The sequence below is a fragment of the Sinorhizobium sp. CCBAU 05631 genome (assembly GCF_002288505.1).
In the GTDB taxonomy this organism is placed as follows: Bacteria; Pseudomonadota; Alphaproteobacteria; order Rhizobiales; family Rhizobiaceae; genus Sinorhizobium; species Sinorhizobium fredii_C.
Map to the genome: position 1 here is coordinate 1,414,677 of NZ_CP023064.1, position 14,418 is coordinate 1,429,094.

Below are 14,418 nucleotides of genomic sequence, written 5' to 3' on the forward strand. Positions count from 1 at the left end.
GTATTCGAGCGTACCGCTTTCGCGCAGCAACCGAATACATGGCCTTTCTTCAGGAGGAGCGCATAGATGGAAGAATCTTTGCATCCGGCCGCGGCTGACCATTTGCCGCCTTTCATCACCGCGCCGGGGCAGACCGACGTCCTCTTCAACGTGATGGCCGTCTTCGTCCTGCTGATGATCTTCCTTGTCGGCATTCTTTACCTCCGCCTGCACGCGCTTCCGGAGCACATGGCGCATGGTGCCAGCAAAGCGCAGTTGCAGATCGTCGGCGCCTTGGGCCTGATCGCGCTCTTCACCCACAATCATCTCTTCTGGATCGCGGCCCTGCTGCTCGCCATGATCGAGTTCCCGGATTTCTCGTCCCCGGTCAGATCAATGGCCCGTTCGCTGGCGAGGATTGCCCGTCGCGACGGGGAACTGGAAGAGGCGGAGGCAAGCCAACCCTATTCCGAGGCGGCGCCGATCGAACCCCGACCGAACAACCCGCCATCGGAGCCGCCGCAATGGGTGCCGCTCGAAATCAAGCCAGCCACGGCCGACGAAAAGGCGGAGCGGAGGGGCTGAACCATGCTCGAATTCCTGATCTGTTCGCTGCTCACTATCTTTCCGGACTTCCTGTTTCGCCGCTATGTCCAGGGCAAGCGCATCGGCCGGGAGATCAATCTTTACTCGATGTGGTTCGAGCTGCGTTACGGCATTACCGCCTGCGTGATCCTGACCGTCTCGCTGATCACGATGATCTTTTACTTCCATCCTTCGACCACCAACGTCACCGCGGTGTTCCGCACCGTTACGATCCTACCCGAATCCAACGGCCGCGTGGCGGAGGTGTTTGTCGGCACCAACGAGAAGGTGGCGTCCGGCGCGCCGCTCTTCCGCCTCGACAACAAGGAGCAGCAGGCAGCGCTCGAGACCGCACGCCGCCGCGTTGCGGAAATCGACGCCGAGATGACCGTGGCGCAGAGCGAACTTGCCTCGGCCGATGGCCTGATCGCTCAAGCCGAGGGCGCCTATCTCCAGGCGCTAAACGAACTCGAGACGCAGGTCGAACTGAACACGCGCAATCCCAATATTGTTGCTAGGCGGGAAATCGAGCGGCTGCAGGTCGCCGCGGATGGCCGCAAGGGCGGGCTTGCCGCCGCCGTCTCGAACAAGCAGACGCTGGAGACGAAGATCGCCTCGCTTCTGCCGGCGCAGAAGGCGAGCGCGGAAGCGGCACTTGCCCAGGCTCAGGTGGAACTGGACAAGACGACTGTACGTGCCGGCGTAGCCGGCACCGTGCAGCAATTTACGCTCAGGCCCGGCGACATCGTCAATCCGATGATCCGCTCGGCCGGTATCCTCGTGCCGGAGGACCGGCGCATTGGGCTAATCGCCGGCTTCGGTCAGATCGAGGCGCAGGTGATGAAAGCCGGGATGATCGCCGAGGCGACCTGCGTCGGCAAGCCGTTCACCATCATTCCGATGGTGGTCACCGAGGTTCAGGACGTCATCGCCGCCGGACAGTATCGGCCGACGGACCAGCTCGTCGACGTACAGCAGCTGGCGCGCCCCGGCACCCTGACCACCTATCTGGAGCCGCTTTATCGGGGCCAGCTTGCCGGAATTCCGCCGGGCAGCAGCTGCATCGCGAACGCCTACACCAGCAATCACGACGAATTGCATGCGCCGGGGATCAGCACGACGCGCTGGCTGTATTTGCATATCGTTGACGCGGTGGGGCTTGTGCACGCGGCCATCCTCCGCCTGCAGGCGCTGCTCTTGCCCGTCCAGACGCTGGTCCTGACGGGACATTGATGCGGAGGTGACGGGGATGCAACTCACCCTCCCTCGCCTGCCACTCATTGCCAACCTTGCTGGCTATCAGGCGAACTGGCTGTGCAGCGACCTCTCGGCCGGATTGGCGATCGCAGCGGTCGGCCTGCCGAGCGCCATCGCCTATCCGGCCATCGCCGGCCTGCCGCCGGAGACCGGCCTTTACGCAAGCATCACGCCGCTCGTCGCCTACGCCCTCTTCGGCCCGTCGCAGCGCCTGATCGTCGGGCCGGACGCGGCGACCATGACAGTGCTGGCCGCTGTGCTCACCACGGTCTACGCCACGCCCGGCGTGACCGAGGATCGGGTGACTGTCGCCGCGTTGCTGGCGCTTGCCGTTGGCGCCTTGTGCCTGATCGCACGGGTCGTGCGGCTCGGCGTGCTTGCGACGTTCCTGTCGCGCCCGATCCTGATCGGCTTTTTTGCCGGCATCTCGCTTTCGATCCTGATCGGCCAGATCGACCGGGTCACCGGCGTCGATATCGAAGCTGACGGCCTCATCGCTCCGGTCCTCGAACTGCTCGGCAAGGCCGGATCGATCCATTGGCCGTCGCTGCTGCTTGCCGCCGTGTCTTTCGCGCTGCTGCAGGCGGCACGCCTCATGCGATCGCGCATTCCCGGACCGGTGCTGGTTGTCGCGATCGCAGTATTGGCATCGGCCCTGTTCGATTTCGAGGGGCAGGGCATCAAGGTGGTCGGAGACATCCCGCGCGAGCTGCCGTCGCTGACGCTGCCGGCGGTTTCCGGCCTCCCCTTCCAAGCGCTCCTGCTCGGCGCCGGGGCCATCTTTCTGGTGAGCTTCGGCTCAGGCATCATCGCTGCCCGCAGCTTCGGGGCCAAGGGCGGCTACCTGGTCGATCCCAATCGCGAACTCGAGGGCTTCGGTGCGGCGAACATCGCCGCCGGGCTTTTCGGGACCTTTCCCGTCACCGCTTCGGACTCGCGCACCGCAGTGAACTTCAGCGTCGGCGGCCGGTCGCAGATCGCGAGCATCGTCGCGGCGGCAGCATTGCTGGCGGTGCTCCTCTATTTCGGCGATGTCCTGCGCATCCTGCCGATCCCGACGCTCGGTGCAGTGCTGGTGGCAACCGCACTCAGCCTGATCGATATTTCCGCCTTGAAAGAGATCTGGCGCATCAGCCGCATCGAATTCGTCTTCGCGCTGATCGCCTTGTCCGGACCGATCAGCTTCGGCGTTTTGGAGGGCGTGGTGACGGCGATCGCCGCGACGCTGGTCTACGTTTTGCAGAAAACCATGTTCCCGCGCGACGCCCTGCTCGGCCGGCTTGCCGGCCATGACGGCTTCTACAAGCTCCACCGCAACCCGGCGGCGCGACCGGTGCCAGGTTTAACGCTCTTCATGGTCCAGGGCAGCCTGCTGTTCTTCAACACCGATTACGTCCAGGCGCGCCTGCGCGCGGTGATCGATACGCTGCCCGCGGACACAAGCTGGTTCGTCATGGACGCGAGCGCCATCGCCCAGATCGACAGTTCCGCAGCCGCCATGCTCGATGAGCTTTATGACGATCTCGACAGGCGCGGCATAGCACTCGCGATCGCTGAGCTGCATTTCGAAGCGCGCGCGATTATCGAACGTGCCGGCGTGATCGCCAAGATCGGGCCCGGGATGATCTTCGAGGATCTCGATGACGCGCTTGACGCCTTCGAGAAAAGCAGTGCGGAAACGGCCGCGCAGTAGAGCTGTCCTCTACTGCGCCCGCAGGGCAGACCGTGAATTTAAGAGGCTGTGGTCAGCCTGGGAGGAGCAACATGGTCAAGAATGGCAAAAACGGAAAGAAAGGCAAGGAAAAGAACAAGGACAGGAGGCTCGCCGAGGCGCCTGCGGTCGAGACGAGGCCGAGCGGCGACTATGCGAAGGAGCTCGCGAGATTGCAGGAGGAAATCGCCCATTTGCAGGCCTGGGTGAAGAAGACCGGAGCCCGTATCGTCGTCGTCTTCGAAGGACGCGACGCGGCGGGTAAAGGCGGGGTGATCAAACGGATCACCGAACGTGTCAGCCCGCGGGTCTTTCGCGTCGCCGCACTTCCGGCGCCGACCGACCGGGAGAAGACGCAGATCTACATGCAGCGCTATATCCAGCATCTGCCGGCGGCCGGCGAAGTCGTGATCTTCGACCGCTCCTGGTACAACAGGCCCGGCGTCGAGCGCGTCATGGGGTTCTGTTCGGAGGAAAAGGCGCGCCGCTTCCTCGAGCTCGCGCCACGCTTCGAGGCCGCCATGATCGAAAGCGGCATCGTCCTGCTCAAGTACTTTCTCGATGTCAGCGAGGAGGAGCAGGAACGCCGCTTCCGGCAGCGCATCGACGACCCGCTGCGCCAGTGGAAGCTCAGTCCGATGGATGTCGAATCCTATCGCCGTTGGTGGGACTATACGCGCGCCTATGACGAAATGATCCGCATGACCGATACGGACTATGCGCCCTGGTGGATCGTGCCGTCCAACGACAAGAAGCGCGCGCGCATCAACTGCATCTCGCATTTCCTGTCCTCTATTCCATACGATCGGGTGAAATTTGCCGAACCTGAACTCGGCAAGCGCCAGAAGCGGCCCGACGACTACGTCCCGGACAACCATATCCGCCGCACCGTGCCGAACGTGTTCTGAGGCGAGACGGGCACACCGCGTCCCGTCAGCTGGCAGCAAGAGACGGCAGGTGTCTTTGACACCCGCCGTGCGCCAAATGGACTTTGAGGTTGAGGCTCAGACCTTGTCCGGAGCCCAGTTTAGAAACAGCCCGACGTCACCGGGCATGCCGCCAGGAAAGTTGATGATCATCGCCTTCAACTTGTAGCCCTGCGGCTTGCCGAAGGTCTGATAGCGTTCGAAGAATTCCTTCGCCTTGCCCTGCAGAGTTTGCGGCCAGTCGGGATCGGCGCTGTTGATCGCCCGACCGCTGTCGGTGCAGAGTTCGGACGGAAAGCTGTAGACCATCGCCTCGAACTTGCCTGCCTTGACGGCATTGGCGACGAGACGGCGCACCATGGCGATCTCTTCTTCCGTCACGTGTTTCTTCAAGAAGTCGGCAGCGAAGTCAGCGTGTTTCTGCTCCTCAATCGCCTTGAGCTTCCTTTCCCTGTCCATTTCCTCCATTTCCCGTTCGAGCACCTGTTTGCGAAGCTCTTCCGCGGTTGGAGGTCTTCTATCGGCATTGAGATCCTTCTGATCCGTCATCGCTTTGCTCCACTTCAAGTCAAGACCAAGAAAGGCCAGCCTCACGCGAGGCACAAAATGTCCCATGCTTCGCACCAGGCCCACGGTCTTGCCCTCTGGCAGCCATGGAATTTCCGCCCGATGCTTACTCAAACGGGAGCCGGGCTTGTGTGCCCCGTCTCCGGCACCCTCATCCGCACCATTCGCCATCCGAGAAATCCAAATGCGATGGCGACCAAAGGATTCAGAATGTTGAAGAAGCAAAACCCGGCATAGACGGCAGTCGGAACTCCGAGAGCTGCTGCCATATACGCGCCGCAACTGTTCCACGGCACAAGGGGCGATGTCACGGTCGCCGAATCTCCCACCACTCGCGAGAGCATGACAGGTGCCATCCCGCGGTTCGCGAATGACGGCCCGAACAACCTGCCCGGCAATGCGACGGAAATATATTGATCCGACGTGACAACGTTCGAAATTATCGATGTGCCGACGACCGTCGAGATGAGGCCGGCGGCCGATTTGGTCCGCCTCACCAGTGGCTCGATCAGCCGCTTCAGCAAACCGGCATGTTCGACCACCGCGCCAAAAGCAAGGGCCGCGACGATGAGCCAGACCGTGTTCATCATGCTAGACATGCCCCCACGGGTCAGGATGAGGTCGATGGATTTCTCCCCCGTCGCGGAGACGTAGCCGTTGGCTAGCGCTGCCCAAGCACCCTTGAGCAGTGCGAGACCGAAGGGCAGATCCGGCACTGAGGCAAATACTGCGACGCGCTCGGGATCATGCAAAACCGCGAGGACTGCACCCGCAAGAGCGCCGATGAAAATCGCCACGAAAGGTGGCAGGCGGATTAGGGAAAACAGCAGGACCAGCAACAGGGGAAGGAACGACCAGAGCGAGACGCTGAGCTTGCTGTCGATCTTTGCCAAGGCTTGCGTCGCATCGAAATCGGCCGGCTGCCCAAGGAGCCCGAAGATGAGCAGACAAACCGACAGCGTCGGTACCGACGTCCAGAGCGACTCGCGGATGTGACTGTAGATGTCCGATCCCGCCGTAGCGGTCGCCAGATTCACCGTGTCCGACAGTGGCGAGGCCTTGTCGCCGAAATAGGCGCCCGATATGACCGCTCCGGCCGTGATCGCGGGCGACAGGCCCATATTGGCGGCGACACCCATAAGCCCGATGCCGATCGTCCCTGCCACCGTCCAAGAACTGCCGATGCTGAAGGCGACCGCAGCGCATACAAGCGCGGTGGTCGCGTAGAAATACGTCGGGCTCAGCAGCTTCAGCCCGTAATAGATCATCGCGATGATCGTGCCGCTCATCGCCCAGGTGCCGATCAGTGCCCCGACGGCGAGAAGGATGAGGATCGCCGGCAAACCGGCTGCGATGCCGTCGACAACCGCTTGGCGAATGCCTGCCCAGGGCAGGCCGTTCTTGTAGGCGACGCACGCCGCGATGATACCGCAGAAAAGCAAGGCGATCTGGTTCGGACCGGAGGATGCGTCGCCGCCAAAAAGGGAGAAGGAAAGCGATAGAAGGATCACCAGCGCGATACAGGGTATGAGTGCGTCGACCAGCGAAGGCGGCCTTGCAGTGTCGTCGCGGACGATGTCGTTCATGGTCAGCCCCTGACTGGCGCTGGGTCGCGCTCGTGCCAGGTCATATCCGGAAAATTCGGGTTGATTATCGTGCCCCGTTTGCCATTCAGGATTGCAGCAATGTCCTGCAGTGCCCCGATCGCGGCGGTCTTTCCGGTCTGCCTGGCGAACTCGCAGGCGGCTTCGACCTTCGGCCCCATCGAACCGGCCGGAAACGAATAGGCGCCGAGCTTGTCCGGATTGGCCTTGAAGATTGCCTTCTGATTCTCCGTTCCCCAATCGGTGAACACGGCGTCGGCGTCGGTCGCCATGATGAGCAGGTCCGCCGAAAGCTCCCGGGCAAGCAGCGCGGAGCAGAGATCCTTGTCGATAACCGCTTCGACGCCGGCGAGCGTCCGCTCCTTGTCCGGTACGTACATGGTTGGAATGCCGCCGCCGCCGGCGCAGGTCACGATGGTCCCCTTTTCGAGAAGCCAGCGGATCGGCCGGATCTCGAAAATCCGCTTGGGAACGGGAGACGGGACGACGCGACGCCATTTGTTGCCGTCCTGCTTGAAGATCCATCCCTTTTCCTGATGAACCGCCGCCGCCTCGTCAGCCTCATACACTGGCCCGACGAACTTGGTGGGGTTTTGGAAAGCCGGATCGTTGCCGTCCACCTCCACCATCGTGAGCAAAGTTGCGAACGGCACTTCAAACGGAAGCAGGTTGCCAAGCTCCTGCTCGAGCATATAGCCGATCATACCCTCCGTCTCCGCGCCAAGGACGTCGAGCGGATAGGCTTCGTCCGCCTTGTAGGCGGCGCCCTGAAGTGCAAGCAGTCCGACCTGAGGGCCGTTGCCATGCGTGATCACGAGCTGATGCTCGCCAGCGATCGGCGCTATTGCCTCGGCCGCCATCTTGATGTTGCGCCTTTGCACCTCCGCGGTCATCGGCTCTCCGCGTTTGAGGAGGGCATTGCCCCCCAATGCGATGACGACACGCATCTTCAGTCCCCCAAGGTTGCGACCAGCAGCGCCTTGATCGTGTGCATGCGATTTTCCGCCTGCTCGAAAGCGATGTTCGCCTCGGACTCGAAAACGTCGTTGGTGACTTCGAGGCCATTTTCCATTCCGTATTCGCTGGCGATCTGCTTTCCGAGGGTCGTCTCGGTGTCATGGAAGGCGGGAAGGCAATGCATGAACTTGACCTGCGGATTGCCGCTCGCCTGCATCAATCCTGCATTGACCTGGTATGGCGTAAGGAGCTGGATTCGCTCCTTCCAGACCTCCTTCGGTTCCCCCATCGATACCCAGACATCGGTATGGATGAAATCGACGCCCTCCACGGCCGCCTGCGGATCGTCGGTGATCGCCAGGCGCGCTCCCGAGCGATCCTTCAGCCTATTCGCGATGGTCTGAAATTCTTCAGACGGCCAGAGCGACTTCGGCCCGCAGATCCGCACGTCCATGCCCAGCAGGCAACCGACGATCAACAGCGAATGTCCCATGTTGGACCGCGTGTCACCGACATAGGCGTATTTGATGTCGCTGATTGGTTTGTCGCTTTGCTCACGCATCGTCATGACGTCGGCGATCATCTGAGTGGGATGATACTCATCGGTTAGGCCGTTATAGACGGGCACGCCGGCATATTTGGCCAAGGTCTCAACGCCGTGCTGGGAAGCACCGCGATATTCAATTGCATCGTACATGCGTCCCAGTACGCGGGCCGTGTCCTTGAAGGACTCCTTGTGTCCAATCTGCGAGCCAGCCGGATCGAGATAGGTCACGTGCGCCCCCTGATCCGAGCAGGCCACTTCGAAGGCGCAGCGCGTCCGCGTCGAAGTCTTCTCGAAGATCAGGCAGATTTCCTTGCCCTTTAGATGCTCCTGTTCCGTGCGCGCGTATTTTGCGCGTTTCAGATCGCGCGCGAGATCAAGCAGGTAACGAAACTCGCGAGGTGTATAGTCCTGCACCGTGAGAAGCGAGCGATTGCGGAGATTGAAACTCATGATGCTGCTCCATTTGCCAATCAGGATGGGGAATTCTTCAGTGAGCCGGCTCTCTCCAGATCGGGCATGTCATGCAGTGGCCGCCGCCTCGGCCCCGACCCAATTCAGCGCCGCGGATCGTGATGACCTCGATGCCGGCCTTCCTGAGAAGCGTATTCGTGTGCGTATTGCGGTCGTAGGCAACGACCACCCCGGGCTCGAGCGCAACAACATTGTTGCCATCGTCCCATTGCTCTCGCTCCGCCTCATAGGCGTTGCCGCCGGTGGCGACGGTTCTTAGCTTCCGCAGGCCCAGAGCTTCGCTGACAACTTCGAGCATCCGACGCTCCTCGGCGCGCACCTCGAAATTGCCGTCGTCATCGACGGGGTGCATGCTGTAGCAGCGGATCTGGTCCACCACTTCGGCGAAAAGCGTCACGACGTCACGGTCGCAGAAACTGAACACCGTATCGAGATGCATCGCGGCCCGGCTCTTCGGCATCAGGCAGCCGATGACCTGGGTCGCTGCCTTGTTCCTGAACAAGGTCTTCGCCATTTGCCCGACGGCCTGATAGGTCGTCCGCTCCCCCATCCCGACGAGCACGGTGCCGTTGCCGATCGGCATGACGTCGCCGCCCTCCATCGTCGCATTGGCAAATTGCTCGTCCGAGTCGCCCCACCAGATGTGGAAGTCGCCTCCCTTGAAGGTCGGATGGAACTTGTAGATCGCGCGCTGCACCAGTGTTTCGGCACGGCGCGCCGGCCAGAACATCGGATTGCATGTCACACCGTTATAGATCCAGCAGGATGGATCACGCTGAAAAAGCGTGTTCGGAATGGGGGGGATGACGAATTCCAGCCCCCCGAAGGCGCCAACCATCAGCTTCTTGCCTCTGCCCTCGGGGAGGTCCTCAATGGCAATTCCACCGATGAGGTAAGCGGCGAGCTGTTTCGAATCCATCTCGTCGAGCCAAGGGCGCATGGCTTCGGCAATCTGAGAGCCCAACACGTTCGGCGTGATTCGGCGATCGAGGACGAATGTGCGGGCATCCGCATCCGCAAGCGTTTCTGCCAGCAGATCATGGAGTTCGAGTACTTCGATCCCTCTTTCCTGCATCTTCAGGACAAAGTCGAAGTGATCCTTTTGAGCCTCGTGGACCCAGATGACATCATCGAACAACAGGTCGTGGCAATTGGCCGGGGTCAGTCGTTGATGCGCCAAGGATGGCCTGCACACCATCACAGTTCTGAGCTTACCGACTTCCGAATGAACACCAAAGTTGCGCATTCGCGTTTCCTCCTTGAACCGGAGTCTTTGCAACTTGACCCACCATGCTCAGAGCGGGCTTATCTTTCCGATCCACAGCAGATAGGCAGCAAGGATCGCGAGCAGGACGACCAGTCCCGCGAGCCAGATTTCGAAACCGGCGAAGGCCCGTTCACCTCGCTCCTGCCTAGCCCTCGCATAGACAAGGAGGCCGGGGGCGAACAGGATCGAGCACATCAACAGATAGCTGAGCCCGGCAGCATAGACCAACCAGATGCCATAGAGCGTTGCCAGGGCACCTATGGCGATATCCTTGCTTCGGCCGGACGCCGCCTGTTGGTAAGTCTCTCCGCTCAATGCGAGCTTAAGCGCGTAGGCTCCGGAAAATACATAGGGCGGCAGTATGGCGACCGACGCGATGAAATAGAAGAACTGGTAGGCGCTCTTGGAAAAGAAGCTCAGAACGAGGAAAAGCTGAATCAGGATATTGGTCGCCCAAAGTGAGTTTACCGGCGAGCCGTTTTCATTGTCAGCGGCGAACCATCTCGGGAATGTTCCATCGCGGCCGCAGGTGTACGGAATTTCCGAGCAAAGCAACGTCCATGACAAGAATGCGCCGCCGACGGAGACGATCAACCCTGCATTGATCAGGGCTGCTCCCCATTGTCCGACGAGCGGCTGCAGCACCCCGGCCATTGACGGCACCTTGAGGCCGGCGAGTTCAGGCTGGCTCAATATGCCCGTCGAAAGCAAGGACACGAGGACGTAGATTCCAAGCGCTCCGATAAAACCGATTACCGTCGCCCGGCCAACGTCGGAGCGCCGGGCCGCGCGCGCCGAGTAGACGCTCGCCCCTTCTATACCAATGAAGACCCACAAGGTGACCAGCATAGTGCTTTTCACCTGCGCCATGACGCTGCCGAGGTCGGGGGCATCGAGGGCACCACCACGGCCCCAGAAGTCGAGCGTGAACCTGTCCCAATTGAACGCGACGATTGCAATCAGGACGAAAAGGAAGAGCGGCGCGAGCTTGGCGATGGTCGTCACGATGTTGACGAAGGCAGCCTGCTTGACACCTTTCAGCACGAGCCAATGAATGGCCCAGAGGCAGAACGAGGCGCCGACAATCGAAACGAGATTGTTGCCATCTTCGAACACCGGGATGAAGAAAGACAGTCCGGAAAAGATGGCCACGGCATAGGCGACATTTCCAAGGAAAGCGCTGAGCCAATATCCCCAAGCACTGATGAAGCCCACGAACGGGCCAAACCCAGCCTTGGCGTATGCATAGGGGCCGGCGTTGAGATCCGGTTTGCGGTTTGCCAGCGTCTGATAGACAAATGCGAGCATCAGCATGCCGAAACCAGTAATGATCCACCCGATGAGTATCGCCCCGGGGGCCGCGGCGCGCGACATATCAGACGGCAAATTGAAAACGCCGCCCCCGATCATCGACCCCACCACAAGCGCGGTAAGCGGCAGGAGCGTCAGCTTGTCGGAATGCGCCTCGGATTTGAAGGTGCCCTCTTGCGCTATCGTCATGTCTCCCTCCAAGTCGCATGCGGTCGTTGCATCCATGCGATTCAGCTCGTCGGGCATAGCGGCATTGGGCGTTCGGTGAGACGCGCCCGTTCCACTCCGTCAACTTTAGGAATGGACCGTCGGCATGTCATTGATTTGAGACAAATGGCGGCTGACCCCGTCGGTTTTCCTTCAAACCTCGGCGGTTTGCCAAGGCGCAGCGGTAATTTTGTCCCCTGTTGATTGCGATCAACGACTGGCCCTCCGGTTACATAATAAAAGGAAGAATTGCCTGCACGCAGGAGGGATTTGACAATGTACAAGACTCCGACAAATCGAGCGGCGGTGATTGTCTTTTCGCTGGTGCTAGGTGCCGCGGCGCCCACGGCCGCAGACGAGTACTATGATGGCATCGACATAAACCAGCGCATCATCGACGGTCAGCGAGAGCCCATCAACAAGTATCTCCTCAAACGAAGAGACGCGGCACAAAGGCCGGATCCGGGCGCCACGGGTACAATCAACAGACCAGTAAAGCCGCCCCCGAAAAATCCTGCAACCAACGCTCAGCCATGAGCAAAGCCCGGCGCGACGGTGCACCCACCCGTCGCACCGCGCATCCGTTCGAAAGCTCTTGCCCCGGGGGTAGGAAAATGGACAAACAGCGGATTCTCGTGCTTTGCCGCGCCACGGCAGTTGCTCTGGCGCTCCTGACACCCGGCGGTCTCGTTCTGGCCCAGCAGAAGGAAACCCCTGCACCGGCTGCGCCGGCCGAGGCGGCGCCCGAGCCGCTCAGCGACGAGGAGCTCGAAGTCCTGGTCGCGCCGATCGCCCTCTATCCGGACGAGCTGGTGGCGCTGGTCTCGGCCGCCTCGCTCTATCCGCTGCAGATCGTCGAAGCCGAGCGGTTCCTCGAGGCCCGCAAGAAGAAGCCCGAGCTGAAACCGAAGGAAAGCTGGGACGGCAGCGTCATCTCGCTGCTCAACTATCCCGAGATCGTCAAGATGATGAGCGAGGATCTCGAATGGACACAGAGCTTCGGCGAGGCGATCGCCAACCAGCAGAAGGACGTGCTGATCGCCATTCAGCAGTTGCGCGACGAGGCCGTCGCCAAGGACATCATCAAGACCGACGACAAGATCAAGGTGGTCGAGGAGGGTGACAACATCATCATCCAGTCGGCGAGCCCGGAAACCATTTATGTGCCGCAGTACCCGCCGGAGATGCTCTACGAGCCGGACTATGCGCCGGTGCCGATCGACTATTATGACGAGCCCTATCCGGCCTACTGGTATCCGGGCGCCGCCTTCTTCGCCGGTGCCGTCACCGGAGCGATCTTCGGCGCCATCGTCGATTGGGACGATTGGGGTGTCTGGGGCGGCGACTGGGACGGCGACATCGACGTCGACTGCAACAAGTGCTTCAACAACATCGACTTCGACGGCAAGCTCAACTTCAACGACATCGACTGGAAGAATGTCGACCGCAGTAAGCTCAGCTTCGACCGCGACCAGCTAAATAAGTTCGACCGGACGAAGATCAAGAACAACATCAAGGCCAGGGGCGACAACAACCTGCGCAACCGCGCCGCCGAGATCAACCGAAACCGGCCGCAGGCGCGACCGGGCGGCAGCGGCGGTGGGCTCAAGGATGTGCGCAAGAGCACGCTCGAGGGACTTAAGGCGCAGCCGAGACGGGAAGCGTCCGCGCGGCCCTCAACACGCCCCGGCGGCGGGCAGGCGGTGGCGAAGGCGAGAGCCGACGGCGGCAAGCCGAGCGTCAACCGGCCGAAGGGCAAGAAGTCCTCGGTCAACCGGCCGGCCGGCAAGAAGAAGATGGCCTCGAAGGCGCAGAACCGGCCAAGGAAGCCGTCGGGCCTCGGCAACGTCAATCACGGCCGGCGCGAGATGGCTTCGTCGCGGCGCGGCGGCCATAGCATGGGTGGCGGCCATCGTGGCGGCGGGCGGCCGCAAATAAGCCGCGGAGGCGGCAGGCCGCCGATGGGCCGCGGCGGGGGTGGCCGCGGTGGCGGACGCGGCGGCAGACGTTAAGCGGACGAGGGAGAACGATCATGAGCAAGCTCTTTCATTCTCTTCTTATCGGAACGGCGATCGGGGTCACGCTCGCGGTGGCATCCATCGATTTGAGCTTCGCGCAGGTGAAGCCGCCGGAAAATATCGAAGACTATGCCGCGCAGGAGGATCCGCCGGCCTTCGACGATCCGGCCAAGGCGGTGGAGGCGCTCAAATCGGCGCTTGCCGCCAATGACTTCGACGGGGTCGCCAAGCTGCTCGGCCTCGACGCGGCGAAGCTCAGGACCGGCGAAGGGGCGATGGACACCTTCGCGCAGATTCGCGAGGGCGCGGCCCGCAACATGCGAGTGCGCGATCTCGAGGGCCGCAAGATCATCGAGATCGGCGACCGGCTCTGGCCGCTGCCCTTCCCGGTCAGCAAAGGCGAGGACGGCAAATGGGCCTTCGACACCTATATCGGGCTTGAGGAGATCGTCAACCGACGCGTCGGCGAGAACGAGCTCGAGGCGATCGAGACGGTGCGCGCCTATGTCGAGGCGCAGAAGGACTATGCCAGTCGGGATCGCGACGCTGACGGCGTCCTCGAATACGCCCAGAAGCTGATCAGCACCGCCGGCCAGACCGACGGCCTCTACTGGCCGGCGGAGCAGGGCGATGGCGAGAGCCCGGTCGGTGACGCCATCAGCGAGGCGGCGCTGGAAAAGGCCAAGGCCGGCGAAGGCTATTTCGGCTATCGCTACCGCATCCTTACGTCACAAGGCGACAACATCGCCGGCGGCCGGTACGACTATGTCATCAACGACAACATGATCGCCGGCTTCGCGCTGATCGCCTGGCCGGTCCGCTATGCCGAGACGGGCGTCAAGACCTTCCTCGTCAATCAGCAGGGCATTGTCTACGAGCGCGATCTGGGGGCCAGCACCGAAGCGATCGTGCCGTTCATCGACCGTTTCAACCCGGACGACACTTGGAGCGTCGTGGCGGATTAAATGCATGTCGGCGAGAAATGCGCCGACATGCGCTTCCGGAGGGCCC

General features: G+C 61.6%; 13 protein-coding genes. 7 read left to right on the forward strand and 6 right to left on the reverse strand.

Annotation, left to right across the window (positions count from 1 at the left end; all coding sequences use genetic code 11):
- The first annotated feature begins 66 nt into the window (after nt 1-66).
- From SS05631_RS26080 to ppk2, 4 genes are all read left to right on the forward strand, one after another.
- On the forward strand, nt 67-564 hold the full coding sequence (locus SS05631_RS26080) for a hypothetical protein (RefSeq protein ID WP_037421155.1): 498 nt from the start codon (nt 67-69) through the stop codon (nt 562-564).
- A 3-nt stretch (nt 565-567) separates the two neighbouring features.
- Entirely contained in the window at nt 568-1,797 is a 1,230-nt protein-coding gene (locus SS05631_RS26085) for an HlyD family secretion protein (protein WP_037421158.1), read from the forward strand.
- Between the two features lie 16 nt (nt 1,798-1,813).
- Complete coding sequence (locus SS05631_RS26090; protein WP_037421161.1) at nt 1,814-3,514, forward strand: SulP family inorganic anion transporter; 1,701 nt, start codon at nt 1,814-1,816, stop codon at nt 3,512-3,514.
- A gap of 71 nt (nt 3,515-3,585) precedes the next feature.
- Nucleotides 3,586-4,440, forward strand: coding sequence for a polyphosphate kinase 2 (gene ppk2 / locus SS05631_RS26095; protein ID WP_037421164.1), 855 nt, complete (start codon nt 3,586-3,588; stop codon nt 4,438-4,440).
- 96 nt (nt 4,441-4,536) lie between these two features.
- Here the strand turns inward: ppk2 and SS05631_RS26100 are convergent, their stop codons facing one another.
- From SS05631_RS26100 to arcD, 6 genes are all read right to left on the reverse strand, one after another.
- A complete protein-coding gene (locus SS05631_RS26100) occupies nt 4,537-5,007 on the reverse strand; it encodes a hypothetical protein (RefSeq protein WP_037421167.1) in 471 nt (156 codons plus the stop codon).
- Between the two features lie 128 nt (nt 5,008-5,135).
- Entirely contained in the window at nt 5,136-6,611 is a 1,476-nt protein-coding gene (locus tag SS05631_RS26105; RefSeq protein WP_037421170.1) for a Na+/H+ antiporter NhaC family protein, read from the reverse strand.
- 2 nt (nt 6,612-6,613) lie between these two features.
- On the reverse strand, nt 6,614-7,576 hold the full coding sequence (gene arcC, locus SS05631_RS26110; RefSeq protein ID WP_037421173.1) for a carbamate kinase: 963 nt from the start codon (nt 7,574-7,576) through the stop codon (nt 6,614-6,616).
- A 2-nt stretch (nt 7,577-7,578) separates the two neighbouring features.
- Nucleotides 7,579-8,583: an ornithine carbamoyltransferase gene (locus tag SS05631_RS26115; protein WP_037421176.1), complete on the reverse strand. Its 1,005-nt coding sequence runs from the start codon at nt 8,581-8,583 to the stop codon at nt 7,579-7,581.
- Between the two features lie 37 nt (nt 8,584-8,620).
- Entirely contained in the window at nt 8,621-9,850 is a 1,230-nt protein-coding gene (gene arcA / locus SS05631_RS26120; protein WP_037421179.1) for an arginine deiminase, read from the reverse strand.
- Nucleotides 9,851-9,898: 48 nt separating this feature from the next.
- Nucleotides 9,899-11,371 (reverse strand): arginine-ornithine antiporter, encoded by a 1,473-nt coding sequence (gene arcD, locus SS05631_RS26125; RefSeq protein ID WP_050988283.1) that lies wholly within the window; start codon nt 11,369-11,371, stop codon nt 9,899-9,901.
- Between the two features lie 294 nt (nt 11,372-11,665).
- Here arcD and SS05631_RS26130 point away from each other — a divergent pair, with 294 nt between their 5' ends.
- From SS05631_RS26130 to SS05631_RS26140, 3 genes are all read left to right on the forward strand, one after another.
- Nucleotides 11,666-11,926 (forward strand): hypothetical protein, encoded by a 261-nt coding sequence (locus SS05631_RS26130; protein WP_037421181.1) that lies wholly within the window; start codon nt 11,666-11,668, stop codon nt 11,924-11,926.
- A gap of 77 nt (nt 11,927-12,003) precedes the next feature.
- Entirely contained in the window at nt 12,004-13,401 is a 1,398-nt protein-coding gene (locus SS05631_RS26135) for a DUF3300 domain-containing protein (protein WP_095678100.1), read from the forward strand.
- A gap of 20 nt (nt 13,402-13,421) precedes the next feature.
- A complete protein-coding gene (locus SS05631_RS26140) occupies nt 13,422-14,372 on the forward strand; it encodes a DUF2950 domain-containing protein (protein ID WP_037421198.1) in 951 nt (316 codons plus the stop codon).
- Nucleotides 14,373-14,418 lie beyond the last annotated feature (46 nt).